At 73.7% G+C, this 24,639-nt stretch carries 20 protein-coding genes; 5 read left to right on the top strand and 15 right to left on the bottom strand.

Features of this window, described 5'->3' with window-relative positions; translation table 11 throughout:
- Window positions 1–37: 37 nt before the first annotated feature.
- Window positions 38–1,615, bottom strand: coding sequence for a hypothetical protein (locus ACZ60B_RS27370; RefSeq protein ID WP_469391388.1), 1,578 nt, complete (start codon window positions 1,613–1,615; stop codon window positions 38–40).
- A gap of 201 nt (window positions 1,616–1,816) precedes the next feature.
- Complete coding sequence (locus ACZ60B_RS27365; RefSeq protein WP_469391387.1) at window positions 1,817–3,202, bottom strand: transcriptional regulator; 1,386 nt, start codon at window positions 3,200–3,202, stop codon at window positions 1,817–1,819.
- Window positions 3,203–3,507: 305 nt separating this feature from the next.
- Here ACZ60B_RS27365 and ACZ60B_RS27360 point away from each other — a divergent pair, with 305 nt between their 5' ends.
- From ACZ60B_RS27360 to ACZ60B_RS27350, 3 genes are all read left to right on the top strand, one after another.
- On the top strand, window positions 3,508–4,161 hold the full coding sequence (locus tag ACZ60B_RS27360; RefSeq protein WP_469391386.1) for a bifunctional DNA primase/polymerase: 654 nt from the start codon (window positions 3,508–3,510) through the stop codon (window positions 4,159–4,161).
- Window positions 4,162–4,234: 73 nt separating this feature from the next.
- Entirely contained in the window at window positions 4,235–5,026 is a 792-nt protein-coding gene (locus ACZ60B_RS27355; RefSeq protein ID WP_469391385.1) for an ABC transporter ATP-binding protein, read from the top strand.
- Complete coding sequence (locus ACZ60B_RS27350) at window positions 5,023–6,696, top strand: transporter (RefSeq protein ID WP_469391384.1); 1,674 nt, start codon at window positions 5,023–5,025, stop codon at window positions 6,694–6,696. The genes ACZ60B_RS27355 and ACZ60B_RS27350 overlap by 4 nt, the downstream gene beginning before the upstream one ends.
- Window positions 6,697–6,748: 52 nt before the next feature.
- Here the strand turns inward: ACZ60B_RS27350 and ACZ60B_RS27345 are convergent, their stop codons facing one another.
- Together ACZ60B_RS27345 and ACZ60B_RS27340 are read right to left on the bottom strand one after the other, a co-directional pair.
- Window positions 6,749–7,693 (bottom strand): alpha/beta fold hydrolase, encoded by a 945-nt coding sequence (locus tag ACZ60B_RS27345; RefSeq protein WP_469391383.1) that lies wholly within the window; start codon window positions 7,691–7,693, stop codon window positions 6,749–6,751.
- 455 nt (window positions 7,694–8,148) lie between these two features.
- Complete coding sequence (locus ACZ60B_RS27340) at window positions 8,149–8,841, bottom strand: metal-dependent transcriptional regulator (protein ID WP_469391381.1); 693 nt, start codon at window positions 8,839–8,841, stop codon at window positions 8,149–8,151.
- A gap of 337 nt (window positions 8,842–9,178) precedes the next feature.
- On the opposite strand from ACZ60B_RS27340, the gene ACZ60B_RS27335 reads away from it, so the two are divergent.
- On the top strand, window positions 9,179–9,934 hold the full coding sequence (locus ACZ60B_RS27335) for an SIS domain-containing protein (protein WP_469391378.1): 756 nt from the start codon (window positions 9,179–9,181) through the stop codon (window positions 9,932–9,934).
- A 42-nt stretch (window positions 9,935–9,976) separates the two neighbouring features.
- On the opposite strand, the gene ACZ60B_RS27330 is transcribed toward ACZ60B_RS27335, so the two are convergent.
- The 3 genes from ACZ60B_RS27330 to ACZ60B_RS27320 form a co-directional block, all read right to left on the bottom strand.
- A complete protein-coding gene (locus tag ACZ60B_RS27330; RefSeq protein ID WP_469391376.1) occupies window positions 9,977–11,365 on the bottom strand; it encodes a PAS domain-containing protein in 1,389 nt (462 codons plus the stop codon).
- Between the two features lie 103 nt (window positions 11,366–11,468).
- Window positions 11,469–11,882, bottom strand: a complete 414-nt coding sequence (locus ACZ60B_RS27325) for a GNAT family N-acetyltransferase (RefSeq protein WP_469391447.1) — start codon at window positions 11,880–11,882, stop codon at window positions 11,469–11,471.
- A 444-nt stretch (window positions 11,883–12,326) separates the two neighbouring features.
- Window positions 12,327–13,427: a citrate synthase 2 gene (locus tag ACZ60B_RS27320; RefSeq protein ID WP_469391374.1), complete on the bottom strand. Its 1,101-nt coding sequence runs from the start codon at window positions 13,425–13,427 to the stop codon at window positions 12,327–12,329.
- A gap of 341 nt (window positions 13,428–13,768) precedes the next feature.
- On the opposite strand from ACZ60B_RS27320, the gene pdxH reads away from it, so the two are divergent.
- Window positions 13,769–14,398 (top strand): pyridoxamine 5'-phosphate oxidase, encoded by a 630-nt coding sequence (gene pdxH, locus ACZ60B_RS27315; RefSeq protein ID WP_469391445.1) that lies wholly within the window; start codon window positions 13,769–13,771, stop codon window positions 14,396–14,398.
- Window positions 14,399–14,429: 31 nt separating this feature from the next.
- Here the strand turns inward: pdxH and ACZ60B_RS27310 are convergent, their stop codons facing one another.
- The 8 genes from ACZ60B_RS27310 to ACZ60B_RS27275 form a co-directional block, all read right to left on the bottom strand.
- Entirely contained in the window at window positions 14,430–15,041 is a 612-nt protein-coding gene (locus ACZ60B_RS27310; RefSeq protein ID WP_469391372.1) for a TetR/AcrR family transcriptional regulator, read from the bottom strand.
- Window positions 15,029–15,763 carry an enoyl-CoA hydratase family protein gene (locus ACZ60B_RS27305; protein ID WP_469391370.1) on the bottom strand — a complete coding sequence of 245 codons (735 nt, stop codon included), beginning with the start codon at window positions 15,761–15,763 and terminating at the stop codon, window positions 15,029–15,031. The genes ACZ60B_RS27310 and ACZ60B_RS27305 overlap by 13 nt, the downstream gene beginning before the upstream one ends.
- Window positions 15,760–17,328, bottom strand: coding sequence for a 4-coumarate--CoA ligase family protein (locus ACZ60B_RS27300; protein WP_469391368.1), 1,569 nt, complete (start codon window positions 17,326–17,328; stop codon window positions 15,760–15,762). The genes ACZ60B_RS27305 and ACZ60B_RS27300 overlap by 4 nt, the downstream gene beginning before the upstream one ends.
- Window positions 17,329–17,357: 29 nt before the next feature.
- Complete coding sequence (locus tag ACZ60B_RS27295) at window positions 17,358–18,524, bottom strand: acyl-CoA dehydrogenase family protein (protein WP_469391366.1); 1,167 nt, start codon at window positions 18,522–18,524, stop codon at window positions 17,358–17,360.
- Window positions 18,525–18,597: 73 nt separating this feature from the next.
- Complete coding sequence (locus tag ACZ60B_RS27290; protein ID WP_469391364.1) at window positions 18,598–20,442, bottom strand: acetyl/propionyl/methylcrotonyl-CoA carboxylase subunit alpha; 1,845 nt, start codon at window positions 20,440–20,442, stop codon at window positions 18,598–18,600.
- Between the two features lie 11 nt (window positions 20,443–20,453).
- Window positions 20,454–22,052: an acyl-CoA carboxylase subunit beta gene (locus ACZ60B_RS27285; protein WP_469391361.1), complete on the bottom strand. Its 1,599-nt coding sequence runs from the start codon at window positions 22,050–22,052 to the stop codon at window positions 20,454–20,456.
- Window positions 22,049–23,737: an acyclic terpene utilization AtuA family protein gene (locus ACZ60B_RS27280; RefSeq protein WP_469391359.1), complete on the bottom strand. Its 1,689-nt coding sequence runs from the start codon at window positions 23,735–23,737 to the stop codon at window positions 22,049–22,051. The genes ACZ60B_RS27285 and ACZ60B_RS27280 overlap by 4 nt, the downstream gene beginning before the upstream one ends.
- Window positions 23,734–24,528, bottom strand: a complete 795-nt coding sequence (locus ACZ60B_RS27275; RefSeq protein WP_469391357.1) for a TIGR03084 family metal-binding protein — start codon at window positions 24,526–24,528, stop codon at window positions 23,734–23,736. The genes ACZ60B_RS27280 and ACZ60B_RS27275 overlap by 4 nt, the downstream gene beginning before the upstream one ends.
- Window positions 24,529–24,639: the final 111 nt, after the last annotated feature.

Below are 24,639 nucleotides of genomic sequence, written 5' to 3'. Positions count from 1 at the left end.
GACCGGGATCGGGAGGGGAGATCCCGGCCCGCGGTCCTCAGAGCTGGGTCGGCTGGCGCTCGGTCAGGCCGTACTTCCGCGCGATCGTGTTCCACAGCTGCGCGGCCTTCTTCTTCTGCGAGCTGGCCGTGCCGCTCGCCACGTTGCCCGCCTGGGTCTCGCCGGTGTTGCGGGCCTGGCCGTGCTTGCAGGACTTCTTGTTCCCCGCGGTCTGGTCCGCCCAGGCCGCGTAATGGGTGTCGGCCGACGCGGACGCCTTCCACGCCTCGGTGAGCGCGCCGGTCAGCCGCTCGTGGTCGGGCAGCTTGTCGACGGACAGCCCGGACAGCCTCGTGACCAGCTCGTTGCGCTGCTTGGCCGCGTCCCGCAGGTCGGAGGCCGCCTGCCCGAGGTTGTCGCAGGACTTCACACCGGCGACCGCCGCGATCACCGCGGCCCGGCTGCTGCCGCTGTCGGCCAGCAGCTTGTCCAGCTCCACGGCCTGCGCCTTGGCCCCGTCACCGCCGGCCGCGGCCGGGGCGCCCTCGCTCGCGGAGGCCGAGGCGGAGGCGGTCGCGCCCGCCTCGCCCGTGTCGTCGCCCCCGCCGCCGAGCAGCGCGCCCGCGCCGATGCCGACCACGGCGATGGCGATGCCGATACCGGCGATCAGCGGCACCCGGGAACGGCTGCGGCCGCCCCCGCCCTCGCCCGGATGGGCGGAACCCCAGCCGTCGTCGCCCCGGGCGCCGCGGCGGCCCGCGCCGGGACCGGCGGGCGGCGCGTACGAGGACTGCCCGGGGTAACCGCCCGGCCCGCCGTGCGCCGCGGGTCCGGCGTCGTGCTGCGGGACGCGCGGCAGCTGCTGCGTGGCCCCCGCCGGCACGTCACCGCCGACGTCGTTGCGGAACAGGTTGTCGAACTCGGCGGGCGGCTGACGGTCGCCGCCGTCGCCCGGCATGCCCCCGCCGTACGGTCCGGCGGACGGGTCCGCGGGCACCGGCGCGATGAACTGCGTCGCCTGGGCGTCGGGGTGCATCCCGGCGGCCGCCGCCTCGGGCGGCAGGGCCCCCGGCGGCACCGGCGGTATGTACTGCGTCGCCCCCTGGTCCATGGCGGGCGCGACGACGGGCGGCAGGAACTGCGTGGCCCCCTCGACGCCACCGGGCGCGGCCGGGACCGGCGGAATGTACTGGGTGGCGCCCTCGTGGGCGGCGGGCGGCAGCGGCGCGCCGTACGCCGCGTGCTGCGGCTGCGGGCTCTCCGGCGGCATCGGTCCCGCGCCGCCGGTGCTCTGCGGCCAGGACGGCGCGGCGGGCGCCGCCTCCGGCGCGCCCCAGGCCGGCTCGGCGGGTGCGGCGGGCGGCCAGTCCGCGGCGGGCGGCTGGGCCGCCCCCGGCTGCTGGCCGGGACCCCACGCCCCGCCCCAGGCCTGCCCGCCGGCCGGTGCCGCGCCGGCGGCGTCCTGGCCGTAGGCCTGGCCGTACTGCTGAGCGCTGTCCTGATAGCTCTGGTAGGGCATGCCGGCGGGCTGCGCCGACATGCCGGGGAGCACCGGCTCGCCTCCGTCGGAGGGCAGCACGATGCCTTCGCGCGCTGACCGCGCCGAGGGCTCCTCGCCCTGTCCACTCTGCGCCACCGGGACTCCTACGAATGGGGGACCTTCAGGATCGTCGGCCCACGCTACCGGGTCCCCGGAACCGGGTGCTACGCAGCTCAGGACCTGACCTGCCGCCTTGTGACGCCAGTAACAGATCCGGGGCGCCGTGCGCTGTTCATGCCCGCTCCCGCGCACCGGCGGGCCGTTTCCCGCAGATTCACGCAGCGGCGCCCCTCGTGTTCACGCGGCCATCGGCAGCTCCAGCCGCGCCCCGAACTCCCGCACCACCGGCTCGTCACGGTACGGATCCAGCCGCTGCTGGAAGTCCTCCAGATACTCGGCGCCCCGGTTGGAGCGCAGCGTCTCCAGCAACTCCACCGCCTTCAGGCCCGTGTTGCAGGCTTCCTCGATCTCGCGCTGCTGCACCTGGGCGGTGGCCAGCAGCACATAGCCGATGGCCCGTCGGCGCGCCCGCGACTCGGGGTGTCCGGCCAGGGACTCCTGCGCGCACCGCGCCGCCGCCTCGGCCTGCCCCAGGTCGCGGTGGCAGTGCGCCAACTCGTCGGCCAGGTAGGCCTCGTCGAAGTGCGCGATCCACGCCGGGTCGTCGCCCGCGGCCGCGTCCGCCTGCTCCATCGCCGACAGCGCGCGCCCCGAGGCGAACTGGGCCGCCCGCGCGTCGCCGAGCAGCGCGTGCCCGCGGGCCTCCGCCGCGCAGAACATGGCCTCCGCCCGCGGGGTCACCCGGCCCCGCGCGCCCTCCTGCGCCGCCCGCGCCAACTGCGCGATCTCCCGCGGGTTTCCGAGCTGCGCGGCGAGATGGCTCATGGACGCGGCGAGCACGTAGCCGCCGTACCCGCGGTCGCCCGCCGCCTGCGCCAGCCGCAGCGACTGGATGTAGTAGCGCTGCGCCAGACCCGGCTGCCCGGTGTCCACGGCCATGTAACCGGCGAGTTCGGTCAGCCGCGCCACCGCGGCGAACAGATCGCGGCCCACCGCCTCCCGGTAGGAGCCGGCCAGCAGCCCGGAGACCACGCTGTTGAGGTAGTGCACGACGACCGGGCGCACGTGCCCGCTGCCGTACTGGTGGTCCAGCTCGACCAGCGCCTGGGTCATGGCCCGTACGGCCGTCACGTCGGACTGGCCCACCCGCGGGCCCGCCGCCCGCGCCACCTGCGAGTCCGGCACGGAGATCAGCCAGTCGCGGCTCGGCTCGACCAGCGCGGACGCGGCGACGGAGGACCCGGACAGGAAGTCCCGGCGTCCGACGTCGCTGCGCCACAGCTCGCAGACCTGCTCGATGGCCCCCAGTACCGTCGGCGAGAACTGGAGACCGACACCCGACGCGAGGTTCTTGCCGTTGGCCATGCCGATCTCGTCGATCGTGACCGTACGGCCCAGCTTGCGGCCGAGCGCCTCGGCGATGATCGCCGGGGCCCGCCCCCGCGGCTGCTGGCCGCGCAGCCAACGGGCCACGGACGTCTTGTCGTAGCGCAGGTCGAGGCCGTGTTCGGCGCCGCACATGTTGACCCGGCGGGCCAGCCCGGCATTCGAGCAACCCGCTTCCTGGATGAGCGCCTGCAGCCGTTCGTTCGGCTGCCGGGCGACGAGAGGCCTTGCGGCCATGGCTGAACCCCCTGTGGCTGCGGTGCCTGCCCACGCACCGAGTTGACGTGTCTTCACTGGCCGGACCCGATCGGTTCCGCCGAGCGGATCCGGCCTCGAAGATCAATGCCCAACGGACATAGCGAAAATGCCAGACATACGAGGATTGCCGGGGTAAGGGTGGAAGCCGACCCCACTCGTGGCTACCCACTTCCGTCGCGGATCCTCCCGCGCGCCCCCACACGTGCACCCATGCGCCCCGGACGCGGAAGCAGTGCTCCTCCCCCGCGCGCGTAACCCGAGGTGGGTGCGGGAGTTGAGTGGACGTGGAAGAGACGATCCCGGCCACCGAAGCCGCCCAGATTCCGCAGCAGCGCGGGGAATCACTGCTGGAGACCGCCGTTCGCTACGCCGAGGAACGCCACTGGGACGTGGTCCCCGGCACCTGGCTGGAATCCGTGGCGGGGGTGGAGCGCTGCTCCTGCGGCCGGGCCGGATGCGGCGCGCCTGGCGCGCATCCCGCGCGCGAGGACTGGGCGACGCAGGCGACCGGCAGCGCGACCGTGGTGCGCCGGATGTGGCAGTGGCAGCCGACGGCGTCGGTCCTGCTGCCGACGGGCCGTACGTTCGACGCGATCTCGGTGCCGGAGACGGCCGGCTTCCTGGCGCTGGCCCGGATGGAGCGGATGCGGCTCCCGCTCGGTCCTGTGACGTCGGCGCCCGACCGGCGGATGTACTTCTTCGTGCTGCCCGGGGCGTGCGCGAAGGTGCCCGAGCTGGTGCGCCGGCTGGGGTGGTCGCCGGCCTCGCTGGACCTGGTGGCGCTCGGGGAGGGGGCGTACGTGGCCGGGCCGCCCACCCGGTTCGGCTCACGGGGGGCCGTGCAGTGGGCGTGCCGGCCCACCCCTGCCAACCGGTGGCTGCCGGACGCGGAGGAGCTGATCTCGCCGCTGGCGTACGCGTGCGGCCGGGACCGGTAGACCGGGGCCGGGACCGTCGGGGCGAGGTCGTCCCGCTCCCCTGACGGGCGCCGTACGGTCGTAGGGTGCATCCATGACGCAGGGAGCAGGAGTGGGCGCAGCCGCCGTACGCGTGCAGGGGCTCTGGAAGCGGTTCGGGCAGCAGGTCGCCGTCGCCGGGATCGACCTGGAACTGCCCGCGGGCAGGTTCATCGGGCTGGTGGGGCCGAACGGGGCCGGGAAGACCACCACCCTGTCCATGGTGACCGGCCTGCTCCGGCCCGACCAGGGCCGGGTCGAGGTGGTCGGGCACGACGTGTGGCGGGACCCGGTCGCGGTGAAGGCCCGGATCGGGGTGCTGCCGGAGGGGCTCAGGCTCTTCGACCGGCTCTCGGGGCGGGAACTGCTCGGCTACTCCGGCCGGTTGCGCGGACTGCCCGGCGCCGAGGTCGACAAGCGCGCCGCCCAGCTCCTCGACGTCCTCGACCTGGCCGGCGCGCAGCACAAGCTGGTCGTCGACTACTCGACCGGCATGCGCAAGAAGATCGGGCTGGCGGCCGCGCTGCTGCACAACCCCGAAGTCCTGTTCCTCGACGAGCCGTTCGAGGGGGTCGACCCGGTGTCGGCGCAGACCATCCGGGGCGTCCTGGAGCGGTACACGGCCTCGGGCGCCACGGTCGTGTTCTCCTCCCATGTGATGGAGCTGGTGGAGTCGCTGTGCGACTGGGTCGCCGTGCTGGCCGCGGGCCGCATCCGCGCCCAGGGCACCCTCGACGAGGTGCGCGGCGGGGCGCCCACGCTCCAGCAGGCGTTCCTCGAACTCGTCGGCGCGCACAGCCGCGGCACCGGCTCCGAACTCGACTGGCTGGGCGGCGGGGCCCGATGACGCAGCCGGCCGACCCCCGTCCCGCCGGCCCCGCGGACCCCGGTCCGGTGCCGGTTCCCGCCGGCCCCGCCGCGCCCCGTCCCGTCGGCCTCACGGCCACCGTCGTCCGGCTGAAGCTGTCGCTGCTGCGCAACGGGCTGCGGCAGTCCGGCGGGCGGCGGGCGGCCTTCGTCGTCTCCGCCGTCCTCGCGCTGCTCTTCGCCGCGCTGCAACTGCTCGGGCTGATCGCGCTGCGCGGCCACGCGCACGCCGCGTCCCTGGTCGGGCTGCTGACGGCGGTGCTGGCGCTGGGCTGGGCGGTGATGCCGCTGTTCTTCCCCAGCGGCGACGAGACCCTGGACCCGACCCGGCTGGTGATGCTGCCGCTGCGGCCCCGGCCGCTGGTACGGGCGCTGCTGGCCGCCTCCATGGTCGGCGTCGGCCCGCTGGTCACCCTCATGCTGCTGGCCGGCAGCGCGGTCTGCGTGGCGCACGGGACGGCCGCGGGTGTCGTCGCGGTCGTGGCCGTCGCCCTGGCCCTGCTGGTCTGCGTGGCCCTCGCACGGGCCGTCGCGATCGCCAACCTCCGGCTGCTGACCAGCCGCAGGGGGCGCGACCTCGCGGTACTGAGCGGCCTGGTCATCGCGATCGGCGCGCAGGTGGTCAACTTCGGCGCGCAGCGGCTCGGCGTGTCTGGTCTGGCACCGCTCGACCCGGTCTACGCCGTGGTGCGCTGGCTGCCGCCCGCGTCGGCGGTCGGCGCGGTGGACTCGGTGAGCCGGGGGGCGTACGGCACCGCCGCCGCCCAGCTCGCGCTGACCACGGTCGCGCTGGTGCTGCTGGTGGCGGCGTGGGCGCGCAGTCTGACCCGGCTGATGACCGCCCCCGACGGCTCGACATTGCAGCGGACCGAGTCCGAGGGCCGCGAACGCGGTACGTCGTGGGGTCCGGCCCGGCTGCTCCCGGCCGGCCGCACCGGCACCGTCATGGAGCGCAGCCTGCGCTACATCTGGCGCGATCCCAAGACCAAGGCGGCCTGGGTGACGTCGCTGGCCATCGGCCTGATCGTGCCGGTGTTCAACGCCTTGCAGGGCACCGGCTCGATCTACTTCGCCTGCTTCGCCGCGGGGATGCTCGGCATCCAGATGTACAACCAGTTCGGCCAGGACACCTCCGCGTTCTGGATGGTCGCGATGACCGTCTCCACCCCGCGTGACGCGTACGCCGAGCTGCGGGCCCGGGCGCTGGCGCTGCTGCTGATCACCCTCCCGTACGCCACCCTCGTCACCGTGCTGACGACCGCGGTGCTCGGCGACTGGCGCCGGCTGCCGGAGGTGCTGGGGCTGTCCCTGGCGCTGCTGGGGGCGATGCTGGCGACCGGCGCCTGGACCTCGGCCCGCTTCCCGTACTCCATCCCGCAGGAGGGCTACAAGAACGTGGCGCCGGGGCAGAGCGGGCTCGCCCTGATCTCGATCCTCGGCGGCATGGTCGCCGCCGCGCTGCTGTGCGCCCCGGTCCTCGCGCTGACGATCTGGCTGAACGTCAGCTCGGGCGGCGACGCCTGGACCTGGCTGCTGCTGCCGGTGGGCGCCGGCTACGGGACGGCGATCACCGCGCTCGGGCTGCGGCTGGCGGCCCCGCGCACCGCCGCACGGCTGCCGGAGATCCTGGCGGCGGTCAGCAAGGGCTGAGGGCTCCGGACGGAAGCGGGGCCCGGCGGGCGCCGTGTTCGGGGAGGCGGTGTCAGGGGGTGAGGACGCCGTCCAGGAACGGCTCGATCGCCGCCCGCCACGCCTCCGGCTGGTCGTAGTGGACGAGGTGGCCGGCGTCGGCCACCTCCGCGTACTGTCCGCGGGGCAGCACCCGGACCATCTCCTGCGCCTCGGCGCGGCCCAGCTCGCCGTCCTGGCCGCGGACGACCAGGGCGGGGCAGCGGACCTGGGCGAGTTCCTCCCAGTGCGCGTCGTACACCCAGGTCTCGCGGGACTTCAGCATCTGTCCGGGCTCGAAGACGGGGCGCCAGCCGTCGGAGGACTCGTGCATGACCTCGGCGTAGAACTCGCCGCGGGCCGGATTGGGGCGCTCCACCCAGGGGTCGTCCTCGCCGAACCACTTGCGTACGTCGGCGAGGGTGGCGAAGGGGGCGGGCCAGGAGTCGAACCAGTCGGCCCACTCGCGCTGCGAGGCCGCGCCGAGCGCGGAGGCCCGCATGTCGCAGATGATCAGACCGTGGACCAGATCGGGGCGTCTGGCGGCGAGCTGCCAGGCGGTCAGCGCGCCCATGGCGTGACCGACGAGGACCACCTGGGTGAGGCCCACCTGTTCCAGGGCGGCCTCGGCGTCCTCGACGTACGCCTCACGGGTGAAGGACGCCTGCGGGGGCTTGTCGCTCTGCCCGTGACCGCGCTGGTCGAGGGCGACGGCGCGGTGCCGCTCGGAGAGCCAGCGGGCGGTGGACGCCCAGTGGGAGGCCCGGCCCATCAGTCCGTGCAGTAACAGAACACCTGGCGTGGAAGCGCTCTCCCCCGGCAGGCCCCGCTCGTACCGGTCCCGGCCGTGGACTTCCGGACCGGATGGTCCGGCCTGCTCCGGCAGGAGACCGGCCGGGTCGTGCTTGGGCGGGTCGCCGAACTCCCAGGCGGCCAGGCGCACGCCGCCCGCCCCGGTCACGTCGATGCGTCGCGCCATAGGTCCTGGCACCCCCCTAGCTCCGCTCGGACCGCTCGCGCCGGCCGGTCCTGTGAACCGCTTGCTGCCTGCCGTCGTTGCCGTGGTACCGCTGTCCCTCATCCACATCTACGGACTCTACGCAGACTCATGGGCAAATTATCGAAAATGTATTCGGAATACGCCTTCTCCGCGGGTAACACCCCTCGTTCGAGTGACCACTCTCAAGGAATGATCGCCGCGCCCGAGGGGAGATCTTCAGCGGGAGGCGGACCGCTCGGGGAAAACGGTCCGAGGGGATCGACCTTGAGAGCTCGGGGCTCCAGGTCGGAACAGGGGAGGACAGGCCCCGGCGCCTTCGGGCGCCGGGGCCACCCAGGTCTCCGCGGCACATCCTCCCCGCCCCCTCAGCCCGTATGCCTCGTGCGACAGCAAGCCTGGCACGCGAAGCGTCGGACCGCTGCGATTCGGCGCACTCAGCGCTTGGCGACGAACACGTGCGAGGCGACGTCCGCCACCAGCTCGGCGGCCTCGCCACCGCTGCCCACCAGCACACCGCCGGGCGACTCGGTCACGCTCACCACCGAGCCGGGCTGCACGCCCGCCCGGCGCAGCGTGTACATGAGCTGCGCGTCCGTCTGGATCGGCTCGCCGATCCGGCGCACCACGACCGTCTTGCCCTCCAGGCCCGGGTCGAGTTCGGCCAGGGACACCATGCCCTCGTCCAGGAACGGGTCGGCGCCGTCCTTCTCGCCGAGCTCCTCCAGACCGGGGATCGGGTTGCCGTAGGGCGACTCGGTCGGGTGGCGCAGCAGCTCCAGCACGCGCCGCTCCACGGCCTCGCTCATCACGTGCTCCCAGCGACACGCCTCGGCGTGCACCTGCTCCCACTCCAGACCGATCACGTCCACCAGGAGACACTCCGCGAGCCGGTGCTTGCGCATCACCCGGGTGGCCAGCCTGCGGCCCTCGTCCGTCAGCTCCAGGTGCCGGTCACTGGCCACGGACACCAGTCCGTCGCGCTCCATCCGTGCCACCGTCTGGCTGACGGTCGGCCCGCTCTGGTCGAGCCGTTCGGCGATCCGGGCGCGCATCGGGACCACGCCTTCCTCCTCCAGCTCGAGGATGGTGCGGAGATACATCTCCGTGGTGTCGATCAGTCCGGACATACCTGCCCCTAAATGAGATCTGCCGGAAGCGCGGCTGGCTCCGCGGCGCGTGCGCTGGCCCTGGGCTCAATTCTGACGCATAGCACTGACAACCGTGCCGCGCCGGTGAAACAGGACGGTCACGCGGGAGTGCGCGGGGCTCACCCACGGCGAACGCCGGCCGGCCGGGGCGCGCGGCCACCCGCGGCCCGGCCGGGAGGCACGGACACCCGGGAGGCGCGGACCCCGGGGACACCCGGTCGGCACGACCCCGCGCCGCCGTATTGACAGGGCACTGGTCCAGACCGCACGGTGATCGGCGGCACAGACGCCGACAGACGCTGTGAAGGGGCATCGCATGGGCGACAGCACACCGGCCGGCCAGTTCTTCGACGCCGCGATCACCCTGCTGCAACGGGTCCGCGACGAGGAGGGCGAGGCCGTCGAGGCGGCCGGCACGCTCCTCGCCGACGCGGTGGCCGACGGCGGCCGGCTCTTCGCCTTCGGCGCCGGACACTCCTCGCTCGCCGCCCAGGACCTCGTCTACCGGGCCGGCGGCCTGGCCCTGATGAACCTGCTCCCCGTGCCGGGCATGGTCGGCGTCGACGTCAGACCGGCCACCCTCGGCTCCCGCCTGGAGCTCGTCGACGGGCTGGCCGACGCCGTCCTGGACTCCTCCCCGCTGCGCGCGGGCGACGTCCTCGTGATCGTCTCCCTCTCGGGCCGCAACGCCCTCCCCGTGGAGATGGCCATGAGCGCCCGCGCCCGCGGCGTGAAGGTCATCGGCGTGACCTCGGTGGCGTACGCCGCCCAGACGTCGTCCCGGCACGCCTCGGGGACCTACCTCAAGGACCACTGCGACCTCGTCCTCGACTCGAAGATCGCGGTCGGCGACGCCGAACTCAGCCTGGACACCATCCCGGCCCCCTTCGCCCCGGCCTCCACCGTCGTCACCACGGCGCTGCTCCAGGCGGTCATGGCCACCACGGCCTGCGCCCTCGCCGAGCGGGGCATCGAGCCGCCGCTGCTGCGCTCCGGCAACGTCGACGGGGGCCACGACTGGAACCGCCGGATCATGCAGGAGTACCGGGACCGGATCTTCTACCAGCACTGACGGGAGCGGCCGGACCGGCTCGGCGCGCTCCCGCGGCACGGCCTACTTCGTCCCGAGCAGTCCCGCGAGGTCGAGGGCGCCCGCGATCCGTACCGCGACGTCCTCCGCGTACACCGTGTCGGAGCGCTCGAAGGCGCTGCGGCCGCCGGCGCGCAGGAACGTCACCACGCCCAGCGTCCGCCCCCGGCTGCGCAGCACCGCGCACAGCGCGTGCACCGTGTCGGACGGCCACTGCCGGGTCAGCGCCCACTCCCGCGCCTCTTCGGCCGGAACGGTCCCGGCGGCGGACCGCACCGACCCGGTCCGCTCCACGCACTGCAACGCCGGATGTCCCGGGCCGTAGCACACGGGCAGCCCGGCCTGCCCGGTGAGCAGGGCGGGACCCGGGGTGCCGGCGGGCGTCTGGGCGATCCGCACCAGCCGTACGGGCCCGTCGGCCGGCTCCGTCACCCGGTCGATCAGGGCCTGGTCGGCGAACCCGGCGAGCGCGAAGTCGAGATGGACGGTGACCGCCTCGGCCGGGTCCTCGCACTCGGCGGCCGCGCGGGCCGCCCGGTGCAGCTGGTTGCCGCGGAAGCGCAGCAGCGCCGCCTCCTGCTCGCCCTGCCGGGACTCGGTGACGTCCTGGAACAGCCAGCCGACGCCGAGCGGGACCGGCTCCTCCGCGAGCGGCGAGGCCAGCCGCAGGAAGCCGCTGCGCCAGCAGCGCCGACGCTCGCCCTCGGGCGTGCGCACGGCCACCCAGAGCTCGGCGGGCGCGGGCGGCGCGCCCTCGGCCAGCACGTGGGTGAGCGCGCTCTCCAGTTCCTCGACACCCTGGGCGAGCAGTTCGCCGAGCGGCCGCCCCAGCGCCGCCGTGCGCCCGATGCCCAGCGCGCGGGCCGCGTGCGCGTTCACGACGGCGGGCCGCAGATCGGCGTCGACCAGGACGACACCCCAGCTCGCGTTCTCGAACAGGGCCTCGCTCAGCGCGATGGAACGCTCCAGGTCGATCTGCGCGTGCACCTCGCTGAAGGCGCAGTACAGGCCCGCGGGCCCGCCGTCGGGGCCGCGCACGGCGGCCGACTGGGTCCGTACGAGCACCCGGCCGCCGTCCTTGGTCAGCAGCGCGAACTCGTGCACCTGGCGGCCGGGGGCCCGCATGGCGGCCATCAGCCGCGCCTGGACCTCCTGGGCGTCCGCGGGGCGCACGGCCCACCCGGCGAACCCGTGCCGTCCCACGGCCTCGGCCGCCGTCCAGCCCAGGATCCGCTCGGCCTCCCGGTTCCAGTGGGTGACGACCCCGTCCGCGTCGAAGGCGCACAGGGCCGCGTCCATGCCGTCCAGCAGCGCGGCGAGCAGATCCGAACCGCCCGGGGCCTCCCGCTCGGGCTGCACGGGCTCGTCCGGCCCCAGCTCGTCGGTGGTCCCACTACGCCGGGAAGCACTCACCTGGACCCCCTGCCGGCTGCGTCACTTGCCCTCATTCAACTCGAACGTGATGCAGCACACATCGAGTTCCCACAAGATTGAAGGAATCGTTGTACGCGGGGGCCTATCCGGCACAGGACTCGCGGCGCAACGTCAGCCACAGGTCGCTCTCCCCGTCCAGGACGTAGCGCTCGACCTCGACGAACCCGCGCGCCTCGGCGAACCGGACGCCGTCCTCGTTGGCCGCCAGGACGACGGCCTCGACCTTCCGGGCCCCCAGCGTCCGCGCGTGGGCCAGCCCGTGCTCGTACAGCGCCGTGCCGAACCCCCGCCGCCGGAACGCGGGCAGCACCCGGGCGATGACGGTGGCGACCGCCTCCGTGCCCTCGGGCGGCCGTACGGTCGAGCAGCCGACCAGCGTGTCACCGAGATAGGCGTTCTCCAGGCGGTAGCGGCCGACGCGCTCCAGCGCCTCGGCCGGGGACATCGCCGCGGGCGGCACCACCACGTTGTGGACGTGCCGCCATTCCTCCACCATCGCCTCGCCCGCCACCGGCGCTATCCGAAGCCCGGCCCGGCCCGCCTCGGCCGCCTCGTCCGTCTGGTTCGCCTGATCCACCTGATCCGTCATGGCAGCAGAAAATCGTGGCCCCGCCCGCCGGTCAACGGGATTGCCCCGCGCGCGACGGCGGAGGACGGCAAGGGACGGCGGGGGACCGCGGAAAAGGGGTTGAAGGTCCGCCACGGCCTTCTTAGGGTGGGGATTACACCGAAGGGAGGTGATCGGGTACATGAGTGAAACCCGGACGCGTGAGGTGGCTGCGGGCTAGCGGCCCGTCACCACACCGAGTGCGGTGCCGGACCAGCGCGTGACAGAAGCGTGCGGCCGGCCCAATCCCAGGCAGTCACCCGACCCGCGAGTCGCCGGTACGTCCGGCCGGCCCCTCTTTCGGAGGGCCAGACTCGCGGGTCGTCCGCGTTCTCAGTGGCCGATGTCCTCGTAGCCCTCGATCTCGCGCGGGTCGCGGGAGCCCGGGCCGATGTAGCGGGCGGAGGGACGCACCAGGCGTCCGGTGCGCTTCTGCTCCAGGATGTGCGCCGACCAGCCGGCCGTACGGGCGCAGGTGAACATCGACGTGAACATGTGGGCCGGGACCTCGGCGAAGTCCAGCATGATGGCCGCCCAGAACTCGACGTTGGTCGCGAGGACGCGGTCCGGGCGACGGTTGTGCAGCTCCTCCAGCGCCGCCTTCTCCAGGGCCTCGGCGATCTCGTAGCGCGGGGCGCCGAGCTCGCGGGCCGTACGGCGCAGCACCCTCGCGCGGGGGTCCTCGGCCCGGTAGACGCGGTGGCCGAAGCCCATGAGGCGCTCGCCGCGGTCGAGGGCCTGCTTGACGTACGCCTCGGCGTCGCCCGTGCGCTCGATCTCCTCGATCATGCCGAGCACCCGGGAGGGGGCGCCGCCGTGCAGCGGGCCGGACATGGCGCCCACCGCGCCGGAGAGGGCGGCGGCCACGTCCGCGCCGGTGGAGGCGATGACCCGGGCGGTGAAGGTGGAGGCGTTCATGCCGTGCTCGGCCGCCGACGTCCAGTAGGCGTCGACCGCCGCCACGTGCTTGGGGTCGGGCTCGCCACGCCAGCGGATCATGAACCGCTCGACGACGGACTGCGCCTTGTCGATCTCGCGCTGCGGGACCATCGGACGACCCTGGCCGCGGGCCGACTGGGCGACGTAGGACAGCGCCATGACGGCGGCGCGGGCGAGGTCGTCGCGCGCCTGCTCGGCATCGATGTCCAGCAGCGGTTCGAGGCCCCAGACGGGGGCGAGCATGGCGAGCGCGGACTGGACGTCCACCCGGATGTCACCGGAGTGCACCGGGATCGGGAACGGCTCGGCGGGCGGCAGGCCCGGGTTGAAGGCGCCGTCGACGAGGAGGCCCCAGACATTGCCGAACGAGACGTGGCCGACCAGATCCTCGATGTCGACGCCCCGGTACCGCAGCGCGCCGCCCTCCTTGTCCGGTTCGGCGATCTCCGTCTCGAACGCTACGACTCCTTCGAGTCCGGGTACGAAGTCGGACATCAGGCGGCTCCTCATGATGTGTGCGACGGATGATGTTGTGGGGCCGGGAACCGGGACCGGGGACCGGGCGGAACGGTTGAGTCGGCGTACGCCCCACGGATCCACGGTCGTCTGCGACGGCTCGCGGTCCTGGGCGCCCACCCTGGTGATGCCCCGTGCGGTCGGCGGTCACCCAACCAGGACGCCATCAGCACCATATCCCCGAGTGTCACCTTTGGGGAGTGCTTGCGGCACTGAGTGCCACCTCGATGATGCGGGACGGCACCCGGCGGTGGACACGCATACGGCAAGATGACCGCGTGAACGCCGCCCACGACGCCACCGCCCCGGACCCCGCCTCGATGCGCAAGCAGTACCGGGCCGAGGGTCTCGCCGAATCCGATCTGGCCGCCACGCCCGTCGAACAGTTCGCACACTGGTTCAGGCAGGCCGCCGCGGAGGCGCACCTGTTCGAGCCGAACGCCATGATCGTCTCGACGGTGGACGCGGAGGGCAGGCCCAGCTCCCGTACGGTGCTGCTGAAGCAGTTCGACGAGCACGGTTTCGTCTTCTACACCAACTACGACTCCCGCAAGGGCCGTGACCTGGCCGGGAACCCGAACATCTCGCTGCTGTTCCCCTGGCATCCGATGGCCCGCCAGGTCATCGTCCAGGGCGTGGCACGGCGTACCGGCCGGGACGAGACGGCCGCCTACTTCCGCACCCGGCCGCACGGCTCCCAGCTCGGCGCCTGGGCCAGCACCCAGTCCAGCGTCGTCCCCTCCCGCACCGAGTTCGACGCCTCGTACGCCGAGCTGGAGGCCCGCTATCCGCAGGGCGAGCAGGTCCCGGTCCCGCCGCACTGGGGCGGTTTCCGGGTGGCCCCGAGCACGGTGGAGTTCTGGCAGGGCCGGGAGAACCGGCTGCACGACCGGTTGCGGTACGTGGCGGAGGCGGACGGAAGCTGGCGGACGGAACGGCTCAGCCCCTGAGCGGTCCGGGTCCCGTCCGGCGTCCCGGGCCTCAGTCCCGCAGCGCCCCGTCGAGGACGGCCGCCCACTGCGCCACGACCCGTTCGCGGCGCTGGCGGTCGTCGGTGAGCAGATTGGCCAGGCCCAGGCCGCGGGCCATGTCCAGCAGGCCCTGGACCGTCTCGCGCACCCCGGGCCGGGACTCGTCCGCGCCCAGCAGGTCGACGGCTATCCGGTGGGTCTCCCGGCCGACGCGGGCCTCCAGCTCGGTCACCCGCGGGCTGAGCTGCTCCTCGTTCGAGGCGGCCACCCACAGGTGCAGCGCGGCCCGGAACAGCGGGCCTGTGTAGAGGTCGACGAGGACCGCCACCACCTCCCGCCGGTCCTGGGCGGCGCCCTCGGGGAAGAGGGCGCGCAGCGCGCCGGAGCGTTCCTCGGCGACGTACTCGACGGCCGCCGTGAACAGGTCCTCGCGGGTCGGGAAGTGGTGCTGGGCGGCGCCCCGGGAGACCCCGGCGCGCTCGGCGACGGCCAGGACCGTGGAGCCCGCCCAGCCGTGCTCGGCGAGGCAGGCGACCGCGGCCTCCAGCAGCCGCTGCCGGGTGGCCCGGCTGCGGTCCTGCTTGGGGGCGCGGTCGCGGTCGGCTGTGGTCACAGCACCCATGCGGGATCCCGTCGTTCGAGGAAGGCCGTCATCCCCTCCCTGGCCTGCGTGGAGGAGAACAGCCGGGCCGAGAGCGCGGTGAGGTCGGCCGCGTCCTGGTCGAATGCCTCCAGCACCCTAGCCGTGAGCAGCGCCTTCGTCTCGGCCAGCGCCCCCGGGGCGGCCTTGCGCAGCCCCTCAAGGACGGGTTCCAGCACGACGTCCACGTCGTCGCCCGCCACGGTCAGCAGTCCGGTCCTGACCGCCTCGGCGGCGTCGAACCGCTCGCCGGTGAGGTAGTAGCGGGCGACGGCGCGCGGGTCGGCGCGGGGCAGCAGGGTGAGCGAGATGACGGCCGGGGCCACCCCGATCCGCACCTCCGTGAGCGCGAACGTGGCGCTGTCGGAGGCGGCCGCGATGTCGCAGGCGCCGAGCAGTCCCAGGCCGCCCGCCCGTACGTGCCCGGTGACCCGGGCCACGACCGGCTTGGGCAGCTCGACGATCCCCCGCAACAGGGCGACCAGCGCGTCCGGGTGCGGCGGGTCGCGCAGGTCGGCGCCGGCGCAGAAGGTGTTGCCGGTGTGGGTGAGGACGACCGCGCGCACGCCGTCGTCCTCGGCGCAGCCGGCCAGCGCGTCGGCGAGCTCGCCGACGAGCGCCGCGGAGAGCGCGTTGCGGGTGTCCGTCGCGTCGAGGCTGAGCGTCTGCACGCCCCGCTCGCGGGTCCGTCCGACCAGGGTCATGCGCGCTCCTTCAGCTCTCGGCGCAGGGTCTTCCCGGAGGCGGCCCGCGGCACCGCGTCGATGAAGGTGACCTGCCGGACCCGCTTGTAGGGGGCGACGCGCTCGGCGACGTACATCATGACCTCGCCCTCGGAGAGGTCCGCGGCGGCCTGCTGGGCGACCACGAAGGCGTGCGGTATCTCGTTGCCGTCGTCGTCGCGGACGCCGACGACGGCGGCGTCGGCGATGCCGGGATGGGTGAGCAGGATGGCCTCCAGCTCGGCGGGCGCCACCTGGAAGCCCTTGTACTTGATGAGCTCCTTGACCCGGTCCACGACGAACAGCCAGCCGTCGTCGTCGACATGGCCGACGTCCCCGGTGTGCAGCCAGCCGTCGGCGTCGATCATCTCGGCGGTGGCGTCGGGGCGGCCCAGGTAGCCCTTCATGACCTGGGGGCCGCGGATCAGGATCTCGCCGGGCTCGCCGACGCCGAGGTCCTTGCCGGGGTCGGCGAGGGAGACGATCCGCATCTCGGTGCCCGCGATGAGCCGGCCGACGGTCCCGGGGGGCGCGTCGGCCATGGCGTCCAGTGGGACGACATGGGTGCCGGGCGACAGCTCCGTCATCCCGTACGCCTGGCCGACCGGCGGCAGGCCCAGCCGCCGGGAGCAGGCCTCGGCGAGCTCGGCGTCCAGCGGGGCGGCGGCGCTGACGATGTACTTCAGCGACGACAGGTCGTACTGCGCGACGGCCGGGTGCTTGGCGAGGGCGAGGACGATCGGCGGGGCCACGTACAGGCCGGTGATGCGGTGGTTCTGGATCGCCGCGAGGAAGGACTCCAGCTCGAAGCGCTGGAGGACGACGACGGTGGCGCCCTTGCGCAGCGGCGCGTTCATCAGCGCGGTCAGGCCGTAGATGTGGAAGAAGGGCAGCACGGCGAGGATGCGTTCGCCGGGGCCGGTGTCGACCGCGGGCTCCAGCTGCGCCAGGTTGGTGGCGATCTGCCGGTGGGTGAGCATCACGCCCTTGGGGACGCCCGTGGTCCCGGAGGAGTACGGCAGGGCCGCGACGTCCTCGGCCGGGTCGACGGCGACCTCGGGCTCCGGCGCCTGGGAGGCGAGCATGTCGATCAGCGAGCGGTGCCCCGGCGCGCTGTCGCAGACGAAGATCTCCCGCACGCCGCCGGCCAGCTCGGCGGCCTCGCGCGCGCTCGCCAGCAGCGGTGACACGGTGACGATCCAGCGGGCCGCCGAGTCGCGGAGCTGCTTGGCGAACTCCTCGGCCGTGGCGAGCGGGTGCACGGTGGTGACGGAGGCCCCCGCGCGCGTGGCGCCGTAGAACGCGACCGGGAAGGCGACCGTGTTGGGGCTGTGCAGGGCGAGCACGTCGCCCTTGCGCACCCCCGCCTCGGCCAGCGCGGCCGCGACCCGCCGGTGGAACCGGTCGACCTGTTCGTACGTGAGGGTGGTGCCGTCGGTGCCGTCCACCAGGGCGGGGGTGTCCCCGAACTCGGCGGCCCGTCCCAGTACCGCCTCGTGGATGGGGAGTTCGATGGCAGGGACGTCTGCGTACGCGCTGCGGAACACGGTTCCTCCTCGCACAACGTTGTGCTGGATCAGTACGACTTGGGCAGACCCAGGGTCTGGTGGGAGATGTAGTTGAGAATCATTTCCCGGCTCACCGGAGCAATACGAGCCACACGGGAGGCTGTTATCAATGTGGCGAGACCGAATTCACGGGTGAGGCCGTTGCCGCCGAGGGTGTGCACCGCCTGGTCGACCGCCTTCACACAGGCCTCCCCGGCCGCGTACTTGGCCATGTTGGCGGCCTCGCCCGCGCCGATGTCGTCCCCCGCGTCGTACAGGGCGGCGGCCTTCTGCATCATCAGCCGGGCGAGTTCGAGGTCGATGTGCGCCTGTGCGAGGGGGTGGGCGATGGCCTGGTGGGCGCCGATCGGGACCTTGAAGACGGTCCGCTCGCGCGCGTACTCGATCGCCCGGGCCAGGGCGAAGCGCCCCATGCCGATGGCGAACGCGGCCGTCATGATCCGCTCCGGGTTGAGGCCGGCGAAGAGCTGGAGCAGCCCGGCGTCCTCGTCGCCGACGAGCGCCTCGGCGGGCAGCCGCACCTCGTCCAGGACCAGTTCGAACTGCTTCTCCGCACCGTGCAGTTCCATGTCGATCGCCCGCCGGGAGAAGCCCTCGGCGTCCCGCGGGACGATGAACAGACAGGGCTTGAGGCTGCCGGTGCGGGCGTCCTCGGTACGGCCGACGATCAGGGTGGCGTCGGCGATGTCGACGCCGGAGACGAAGACCTTGCGGCCGGAGAGCAGCCAGTCCCCGCTGTCGCCGTCCCGGCGGGCGGTGGTGGTGATCCGGTGCGAGTTGGAGCCGGCGTCGGGCTCGGTGATGCCGAAGGCCATCGTGCGGGAGCCGTCGGCGAGGGCGGGCAGCCACTCCCGCTTCTGCTCCTCGGTGCCGAAGCGGGAGATGACCGTGCCGCAGATGGCGGGCGAGACGATCATCATCAGCAGGGGGGCGCCGGCCGCCCCGAGCTCCTCGAGGACGATGGAGAGCTCGGCGATGCCGCCGCCGCCTCCGCCGTACGCCTCCGGCAGGTTGACGCCCAGGTAGCCGAGCTTGGCGGCCTCCTGCCACAGCTCGGCCGGGTAGCCGCCTTCCGCGACGACCCGGGCGAGGTAGTCGCGGCCGTAGCGCCTGCCGAAGGCGGCCACCGCGGTGCGGAGGTCCTGGTGCTCCTCGGGCTCGATGAGGGTGCTCATGGTGCTCCTTCGAGTGCGGATTCGTCGTGGCCGGGCGCGCCGGGACCGCACCGGGATGCGGTCCCGCGTCCCGTCAGGCCTGCTGCACCACGGCCAGCAGCGTGCCGACCTGCACCTGCTGGCCCACGGTCACGGGGAGGGAGGTGAGGATTCCGTCGGCGGGTGCCGAGATGTGGTGCTGCATCTTCATCGCCTCCAGCCAGAGGATCGGCCGGCCGGCCGTGACGACCGCGCCGGGCTCCAGCCCCTCGGCGATCCGCACCACCGTGCCCGGCATGGGGGCGATGAGGGAGCCGGGCGCCTGCTGGGCGGTCGGGTCGGGGAAGCGGGGCAGGGCGGTCAGCGCGGTGGCGTTGACGTGGACCCGGTCTCCGTACCGCGCGACCTCGAACTTGCGTTGCACACCGTCCACCTCGAGTACGACGAGAGCGGCGTCGGCGTGCACGACCCGCACCCCTTCGGCGGTCAGGCCGTCGCGGGTGTGCCGGTAGTGGACCTCGTGCTCCTCGCCGGCCATGGCGTAGCGCCTGGTCTGCGGCTGGGACGGCAGGTTGCGCCAGCCGCCGAAGCGGGAGCGGCCGTGGGCGTCGGCCAGGGCGGCGGCCAGCGGGGCGTGCGGGTCGGCCGGACCGCCGTCGGTGAGGGCGGCGAGGTTCCGGTCGTAGAAGCCGGTGTCCATGCGGGCGGCGGTGAACTCCTCGTGGCGCAGGGAGCGTACGAGGAGGTCCCGGTTGGTGGCGGGGCCGTGCACGGCCGTCCGCTCCAGGGCGCCGGCCAGCCGGCGGAGCGCCTCGGCGCGGGTGGGGGCGTGGGCGACCACCTTGGCGAGCATCGGGTCGTAGTGGACGCCGATCTCGTCGCCGTCGGTGTAGCCGGTGTCCAGCCGGACGCCCTCGGGGACGGCGAGGCGGTGCAGGGTGCCGGTCTGCGGGGCCCACTCGCGGGCCGGGTCCTCGGCGTACAGGCGGGCCTCGACTGCGTGGCCGTCCGGGCGGGGCAGGGTGCTCGCCAGGGCGTGGCCCTCGGCGATCCTGATCTGCTCGGCGACCAGGTCGATGCCGAACACGGCCTCGGTGACGGGGTGTTCGACCTGGAGGCGGGTGTTCATCTCCAGGAAGTGCGCCCGGCCGTCGGCGACCAGGAACTCGACCGTGCCCGCGCCCACGTAGTCGACGGCACGGGCGGCGCGCACGGCCAGCGTGTGCAGTTCGCGCTCCAGCTCCTCGGGCAGGCCGGGCGCGGGCGCCTCCTCGATCACCTTCTGGTGGCGGCGCTGGAGGGAGCAGTCGCGGGTGCCGAGCGTCCACACCGTGCCGTGGGTGTCGGCGAGGACCTGCACCTCGACATGGCGCCCGTTCTCGACGTAGGGCTCCACGAACACCTCGCCGTCGCCGAAGGCGCTCGCGGCCTCGGCGCGCGCGCCCTCCAGCGCGCCGTCGAGGTCGGCGAGCCGGCGCACGATCCGCATCCCGCGCCCGCCGCCGCCCGCCGCCGCCTTCACCAGGACGGGCAGGTCGGCCTCGGTGACCTCGCCCAGCGGCGCGAGGCCCATCAGTTCCTTGGCGCGGGTCTTGGACGCCATGGCCTCGATCGCCTCCGGCGGCGGACCGATCCAGACCAGGCCCGCGTCCAGGACGGCGCGCGCGAAGTCGGCGTTCTCGGACAGGAAGCCGTAGCCGGGGTGCACGGCGTCCGCGCCGGCGGCGACGGCCGCCTTCACGATCAGGTCGCCGCGCAGATACGTCTCCGCGGGGGTCGACCCGGGCAGCCGTACCGCCGTGTCGGCGACGCGGGTGTGCAGGGCGTGCGCGTCGGCGTCCGAGTGCACGGCGACCGTCCGGACGCCCGCCTCTCGGCAGGTGCGGAAGACACGGCAGGCGATCTCGCCGCGGTTGGCGACGAGGACGGAAGAAATCACGTTTGCGGACCTCACATCCGGAAGACGCCGAAGCCACCGCGCGCGCCCTCGTAGGACGCGGTGTGGACGGCCGACAGGCACAGGCCGAGGACGGTGCGGGTGTCGCGCGGGTCGATGACGCCGTCGTCGTACAGCCGCCCGGACAGGAACATCGGCAGCGACTCGGACTCGATCTGCTGCTCGACCATGGCGCGCAGTCCGGCGTCCGCCTCGTCGTCGTACGGCAGCCCCTTCGCGACGGCCGACTGGCGGGCGACGATCGACAGCACGCCGGCCAGCTGCTGCGGGCCCATCACCGCCGACTTGGCGCTGGGCCAGGCGAACAGGAAGCGCGGGTCGTAGGCCCGGCCGCACATGCCGTAGTGCCCGGCGCCGTAGGAGGCGCCCATCAGGACGGACAGGTGCGGCACCTTCGAGTTGCTGACCGCGTTGATCATCATCGCGCCGTGCTTGATGATGCCGCCCTGCTCGTACTCCCGGCCGACCATGTAGCCGGTGGTGTTGTGCAGGAACAGCAGCGGGATGTCGCGCTGGTTGGCCAACTGGATGAACTGGGCGGCCTTCTGGGACTCGGCGCTGAACAACACCCCCTGGGCGTTCGCCAGGATCCCGACCGGGTAGCCGTGCAGGGTGGCCCAGCCGGTGGTCAGGCTGGGCCCGTACAGCGGCTTGAACTCGTCGAAGTCGGAGCCGTCGACGATCCGGGCGACGACCTCGCGCGGGTCGAAGGGGGTCTTGAGGTCGCCGGGGACGATCCCCAGCAACTCCTCCGGGTCGTACTTGGGGGGCTCGGCCGGGCCCGGATCGGGGTACGCCTTGCGGTGGTTGAGCCGGGCCACGACCCGCCGTGCCTGGCGCAGCGCGTCCTGCTCGTCGACCGCGAAGTAGTCCGCGAGCCCCGACACCCGGGCGTGCATCTCGGCGCCGCCGAGCGACTCGTCGTCGCTCTCCTCGCCGGTGGCCATCTTCACCAGCGGCGGCCCGCCGAGGAAGACCTTCGCCCGCTCCTTGACCATGATCACGTGGTCGGACATGCCGGGGACGTAGGCGCCTCCGGCGGTCGAGTTGCCGAAGACCACGGCCACCGTGGGGATCCCGGCGGCCGACAGCCGGGTCAGGTCCCGGAAGATCGCGCCGCCCGGGATGAAGATCTCCTTCTGGGAGGGCAGATCGGCGCCGCCGGACTCCACCAGGCTGATGCAGGGCAGCCGGTTGGCGAGCGCGATGTCGTTGGCGCGCAGGGCCTTCTTCAGGCTCCACGGGTTGGAGGCACCGCCGCGCACGGTGGGGTCGTTGGCGGTGATCAGGCACTCCACGCCCTCGACCACCCCGATGCCGGTGACCAGCGAGGCGCCGACCGCGTACTCGCTGCCCCAGGCGGCCAGCGGCGACAGCTCCAGGAACGGGGTGTCGGGGTCGAGCAGCAGCTCGATGCGTTCCCGGGCCAGCAGCTTGCCGCGCCCGCGGTGCCGGTCGACGTACTTGGGGCCGCCGCCGGCCAGCGCCTTGGCGTGCTCGGCGTCCAGGTCGGCGAGCTTGGCGAGCATGGCCTCGCGGTTCGCCCGGTGGTCCGGGCCGTTGACGTCCAGCGCGGACGGCAGGACCGTCACAGCAGCACCTCCGGTATGTCCAGGTGACGGGAGCGCAGCCACTCGCCGAGGGCCTTGGCCTGCGGATCGAAGCGGTGCTGGGCGGCGACGCCCTCGCCGAGGATCCCCTCGACGACGAAGTTCAGGGCGCGCAGGTTGGGCAGGACATGGCGGACCACGCGCAGACCGGCGGTCTCCGGCAGCAGTTCGCGCAGCCGCTCGACGGTGAGGGTGTGGGCCAGCCACCGCCAGGCGTCGTCCGTCTCCACCCAGACCCCGATGTTGGCGTTGCCGCCCTTGTCGCCGCTGCGGGCGCCGGCGACCAGGCCGAGCGGGGCCCGCCGGGTCGCCGCGCCCGCCGGCGACGGCTCGGGCAGGGCGGGCTCCGGCACCTCGCCGGGTACGAGGGTGTCGGGGGCGGCGGGCACGGCGACCCGGCGTCCGTCGTGGAGCACCGCCAGGTGTCCGACGGTGTCCTGGGGGACGTACGCGGCGTCGAAGACCCCGTAGGGCGCGCCCTTCCCCGGCGGGGCCAGCACATGGAAGCCGGGGTAGCTCGCGAGGGCCAGCTCGATGGCCGCGCCGCTCAGCGCCCGGCCCACGGCCGTCTGGTCCTGGTCGCGCACGACCAGCCGCAGCAGCGCGCTCGCGGTCTCCTCGGTGTCGGCGTCCGGCCGGTCGGTGCGGACCAGGTCCCAGCGGACCTCGGCGGGCGGGGCCTTGGCGAACGCGTCCGCCATCTGCTCCCGCACCAGCGCGGCCTTCGCCTCGATGTCGAGGCCGGTGAGGACGAAGACGACCTCGTTGCGGAAGCCGCCGAAGCGGTTGAGGCCGACCTTGAGGGTCGGCGGCGGGGCCTCGCCGGTAACACCCTCGACGCGCACCCGGTCGGGGCCGTCCTGGGCGAGCCGTACGGTGTCCAGCCGGGCGGTGACGTCGGGGCCCGCGTACCGGGCGCCCCCGGTCTCGTAGAGGAGCTGGGCGGTGACCGTGCCGACGTCGACGAAGCCACCGGTGCCGGGGTGCTTGGTGATCACGAAGCTGCCGTCGGCGTGGAGTTCGGCGAGGGGAAATCCCGGGCGGCGCAGGTCGTGGTCACGGCCACGCCCGCCGAAGAAGGCGTAGTTTCCGCCGGTGGCCTGGGTTCCGCACTCCAGGACGTGTCCGGCGACGACGGCCCCGGCCAGCCGGTCGTGGTCGTCGGGCGTCCAGCCGAAGTGGGCGGCGGCGGGCCCGGTGACCAGGGCCGCGTCGGTGACCCGCCCGGTGACCACGACGTCCGCGCCCGCCCGCAGGCACTCCGCGATGCCGAAGCCGCCGAGGTAGGCGTGGGCGGCGAGGGCGCCGGGGTGGCGGGCCAGCAGGTCGTCGCCCTCGACATGGGCGACCCGCACCGGGATGCCCAGCCGGTCCGCCAGCTGCCGTACGGCGTCGGCGAGTCCGGCCGGGTTGAGACCGCCCGCGTTCGTCACGATCTTCACGCCCCGCTCGTGGGCGAGGCCGAGGCCCTCCTCCAGCTGGCGCAGGAAGGTGCGGGCGTAACCGGCGGCCGGGTCCTTCATCCGGTCGCGGCCCAGGATGAGCATGGTGAGTTCGGCGAGGTAGTCGCCGGTCAGCACGTCGAGCTCGCCGCCGGTGAGCATCTCGCGCAGGGCGTCGAAGCGGTCGCCGTAGAAGCCGGAGGCGTTGCCTATCCGCAGGGTCACCGCACGGCGCCCTTCGGGGGACGTCCGGTGCCGGGCAGTCCGGCGAAGGCCTGGGCGAGGTCGAGCCAGCGGTCGGCGTCGGGACCCTCGACGCGCAGGTCGAGGTCGGACCGGTGGGCGCGCTGGGTGACCAGGAGGCAGAAGTCGAGGGCGGGGCCGCTCACCCGCTGCGGGGCGTCCTCGGGGCCGTACGCCCAGTCGGCGCCGGAGGGCAGGACCAGCTCGACGCGGAAGGCGTCGGCGGGCGGGGTGAGCCCGTGCACGCCGAAGGCGAAGTCGCGGGTGCGCACCCCGAGCCGGGCCACATGGCGCAGCCGGTCGGTGGGCTCGCGGACCACGCCGAGGGCGTCGGCCACGTCCTGGGCGTGCGCCCAGGTCTCCATCAGCCGGGCGGTGGCCATGGAGGCGGCCGACATGGGCGGGCCGTACCAGGGGAAGCGGGCACCGGCCGGGGCCTCGCGCAGCGCCCGGTCGAGCGCGGCGCGCCCCTCCCGCCACCCCGCCAGCAGCACGTCGGACGGCTGCCGGGCGCCCTCCTCGGCGCCCTCGTCCACGAACGAGTCCGGCGCCGCGAGGGCCTTCTCGACCAGGCCGTGGAAGGCGTCGGCATCCGTGACGGAGAGGTGGGCGGAGTGGTCGGTCCAGGCGAGGTGGGCGATCTGGTGGGCGACGGTCCACCCGGGCGCGGGAGTCGCGAGCGCCCACCGCTGCGGGCTCAACTCGGCGACGAGCCGGTCGAGTTCATCACTCTCGTCACGCAGATCATCGAACACTGGCGTCGGATCGGACATGCCGGGGAGCATGCCAGCGCCCCCAGAAACAATCAAGCATGCTTGCATGAATTTATTCCGGCGGGCTGCGCCCCCGCTCACGCCCATGGCATCACTCGGATCAACCCACTC

Source organism: Streptomyces sp. NPDC104096, from assembly GCF_055584385.1.
Note: the sequence above shows the minus strand (reverse complement) of the source record. Positions and strands in the feature narration are given on the sequence as shown.